The sequence below is a fragment of the Endozoicomonas sp. genome (genome assembly GCF_051008435.1).
Taxonomy (GTDB): Bacteria; Pseudomonadota; Gammaproteobacteria; order Pseudomonadales; family Endozoicomonadaceae; genus Endozoicomonas_A.
Map to the genome: position 1 here is coordinate 1 of NZ_JBPCXO010000214.1, position 3,571 is coordinate 3,571.

Sequence of the window (3,571 nt, forward strand, 5' to 3'; positions counted from 1 at the left end):
CAGCATAAAGGCGGTAAAAGGCTGCCAATCTGTAAAAATGAGCAAATCACGTCGGAGATATGGATGTTTTTTGCTCATTTTGTGATTTTGGATATCTGAATAACCTATTCTCGGTCAGGCTCCTAGACTGGACATTTCGATTGTAATGTGAGGTCTGGTTATTTTTGGTGAATTTTTCAAAAGTAATGGTGTCTGACTTCAGGTGCCGGGTGAGTCGAGTTAGACTTGTTCGGGTAGTATAAAGATGAGCTGATATTTTTAGCTCATGGCGGTTTAATCTAAACATACTTTTAAATTGTAATTCTCTATGACTGAATCTCATCAGCCCTGTTGTACTGAATTACCAGAAATGTCTTCAGAGCAGTTGGCCAGGCTGGCCTCTCTTTTCAGACTTCTGGGGGATGAGGGGCGCCTCAAGTTGGTTATGGCCTGTATTGATGCTCCACAGCCTGTTTGCTGCCTGTCAGAAATTTCAGGTATGTCCCAACCATTAACCAGCCACCATCTCAGAGGGCTCAGAGAAGCAAGAATCCTCAAGTCCTCCCGTAGAGGAAAGCAGGTGCTCTATGAGTTGGATGACCATCATATCCGGCATGTTGTGCTCGATCTTGCCAGTCATGTACTGGAGCCCTGTGACTGACGCTTATAAAAGATGGACTAATGTCTCATTCTTTCTTACTTCATAAAGACCCACCCTCCTGCGGTTATCGTTGTCTTTTGGTGACCGCAATCTAAACCTTTCCGTTCATCGGGCGACTTCAATAGACAGCCATAGGCGAAGAAAATCATCCCTTCAGTCTTGAAGATGAAATGATTATCACAGTGGACCGTTAACTATAAGCCAGGGAGGCGCAGTGGTGTCCGATTCAGGGAAAGATACCAGGCAAAGCACCCAAGAGGGATTGGGTCGATTTGATGTGCTGGCCACAGAGGGGATGAGAACCTCAGGTCTCTCCGGCAAAAGTACCATTCTGCTGAAAGGACTGGGCGATTACAGCATTGCTATCGAACCTGCCAGAGAAGCCCAGCTGGTGATGAGTGATCGGGCGTCTGTTGATGTGGCTTCAGAGCTTCTTGATCTTCTTCATCCTGGTATGAATGTACCTCCATGGCAAATTCTGAGAGAGGTGTCGCTTGAGGGCAGAGATCTGGAAAGGGTCTGTTTCAATCAGACGGATCTGAAAGGGACTAATTTCAGAAAGGCGCAGTTGCGTGGAGCCAGGTTTAAAGGTTGTGATTTGTCGGGTGTTGATTTCAGAGGGGCAGATCTAAAGGACACTATCTTTGAAGATTCCATCCTGGAAGGTTCAGACCTTAGGCAGTGCAGGCTGGACGATGCCCGCCTGGTGGATTGCAATCTGTTTGCTGCTAATTTTGATCATAGTTGTCTGGATAATGCTGTGATTGATAGCTGCAATATGGGAGCTCAAAGCTTTCATAACAGTTCATGCATGGGTTTAAAGATGCATAACAGTCAGATCATTCATGGTTTCCTGGATGATGCGAACTTCACGGGATCGGAGCTCAGAAATATTGAATTCAGGGATTGCACCCTGACGAGTACTCATTTCAATAATGTTCTGATGGAAGAGTGTCAATTCAGGGGCTGTGACAGTCTACAGGAAGGGCCTGTGTTTTCCGGAGGAACGTTGAACAGGGTCGTTATGACAGATTGTGAGTTCAATGTTCCCAAGTTGGTCAGAACCCGGATCTCAAACAGTTATTTTACCCGGGTTGATCTGGATTCAGCGTTGATGGAAGGAACTCAGTTCAACGAGGTGGTTTTTGAACAGGGTGAGTTCAGGGAGTGTTACAGTCTTGAAGAAAGTCCATCGTTTAACCACTGTCGTCTCGATCATATAACGATTGATCAGGCCGAGTTCAGTCATGCCCGGTTTGATCGCAGCTCATTTATAGGGGCCATGATTCGGGATTCTGATTTTGGGGCCTGGACAATGAACCATACGGGTCTGGATGGAGAAACTTCAATCGAATGAGTATCCGTTGAGTCAGGCTCTGGGTAAGAATATAAAGGAGGTAAACAATGGATTCATTACCTCCTGAGTCAAATCAGCGGCCTGATTTGTTATCCGGGCCGCCTCACATTTCTACCAGTCAACATCAAGATCAGTCTGTACGACCTGTGAATGCCCAAAGGCAGTCTCCCGATACACCCTCTCCCTTTGTTGATAGGTCTCTGACTGAGAGAAAAATCAAACCGCTCTCTAATGGGTTGGCTTTACTGGCTTGCCGGGTTCTGTCGGTGGTATCAAGCTGGGCCAGAGACAAGACGGCCATAACTTTGTTGTTCCGGGCTGAAAATGCAATTCTGAAAGGTGATAGCCTGAAGTCAGTTCGATGGCTCAACCAGCTACAGCTTTATCAAGGGTTTCTGGAAACCACAGAAGACAGTGTTTATCGTCGCTTTAAAGATCTTTATCTGAAATTGGGGGGTAACCCTGACAATCCAGGGGTAAAGCTGCCATCACCCGCAAAGATCAAAAAGTGGCAAGCCAGAAAAGTGCCGGATTATTGGTTGGTTCTGGGATCAGAGGGGAGTGGCCGTAGCAGTTTGGTTCAGGCAGTGGGAGACTCGTATTCGACAGGCAACCGGCTTTTTGAATCTGCTGGAGAAGAGCTTGATCAAACCCAGTTTAAAGACTCTGGTCATCTTTATATTCCCGGGAAAGCGCTCAAATATAAAACTATGCCCGTGCAGACCAAACCTGGTGGAGGAGTAACGGATGAGCTTTCTCTTTCTCTTAATGAAGCTCAGCAGGTGACCTATACCTTCAATATGCTCAATCCAGATCTTGAGATAGAGCTCCTGGAGCTGACAACTTTACTGAGACATTTTAATTCAGCAGCACTGGATCTGGATAAGTTTCACATCACTTTGGCTCATGCCAATCAGTTGGGAAAAAACTTTTCGGATGATACGATCTGGTGGCGTGACCGGATCAAAAACCAGCTGACTTCTGAAGCTGGTTTGACAGCAGATCAAGCTGAGAAGTTGGTTAAGGAGCGTCTGTCTTTCGCCGGTAGCCCAAAGACTCGTGAACATCGTCGTGGAGATTCCCGGAATGTAGGGAAAGGCTGGCGTTACAAACTGTTTCCCCCACAATCGATACCGGATCAGTCGATCTGAAGGTTACCATCACTGATCAGGTTGTTCAGAATCTCTGAATCACTACTGCCTCCGCCATATCCAGAGAGATCGACGCCTTCCAGCTTTATCTTCTGGGTAACATCGCCATTCGCATCGGCCTTAACTTCGATAGTGGTGTCGCCATTATTGAAGTTAAGGCTAAGGTATTGATCCAGAGGCTCTGAATCGCTTACCAAAACATCACTCAGATCAATAGTATCTCCACCGGAGCCGGTATGGAAATCCTTGATGGTATCTTCTGCTGGGGTTGCAGCTGATCCCAAATCGGAAGAGTTCCAGATAAAGGTATCACTATCATTCCCTCCGGTCAGAATATCATCTCCAGCACCACCCGTGATCTGGTCACTCTGATCGGTGTTAACTGTTTCCTGATCTATCTGCTCTGTAGTCGTTGCTGTCAGT

General features: G+C 46.6%; 4 protein-coding genes. 3 read left to right on the top strand and 1 reads right to left on the bottom strand.

Annotated features, from left to right (window positions below):
- Window positions 1-307: 307 nt before the first annotated feature.
- From ACR2PX_RS11040 to ACR2PX_RS11050, 3 genes are all read left to right on the top strand, one after another.
- Window positions 308-640, top strand: coding sequence for an ArsR/SmtB family transcription factor (locus ACR2PX_RS11040; RefSeq protein WP_433999412.1), 333 nt, complete (start codon window positions 308-310; stop codon window positions 638-640).
- 217 nt (window positions 641-857) lie between these two features.
- Complete coding sequence (locus tag ACR2PX_RS11045; protein ID WP_433999413.1) at window positions 858-1,997, top strand: pentapeptide repeat-containing protein; 1,140 nt, start codon at window positions 858-860, stop codon at window positions 1,995-1,997.
- 47 nt (window positions 1,998-2,044) lie between these two features.
- Complete coding sequence (locus ACR2PX_RS11050; protein ID WP_433999414.1) at window positions 2,045-3,148, top strand: hypothetical protein; 1,104 nt, start codon at window positions 2,045-2,047, stop codon at window positions 3,146-3,148.
- Here ACR2PX_RS11050 and ACR2PX_RS11055 read toward each other — a convergent pair.
- A partial coding sequence (locus ACR2PX_RS11055) for a type I secretion C-terminal target domain-containing protein (protein WP_433999415.1) occupies window positions 3,136-3,571 on the bottom strand: 436 nt, incomplete at its 5' end. The two genes, ACR2PX_RS11050 and ACR2PX_RS11055, sit on opposite strands and share 13 nt — an antisense overlap.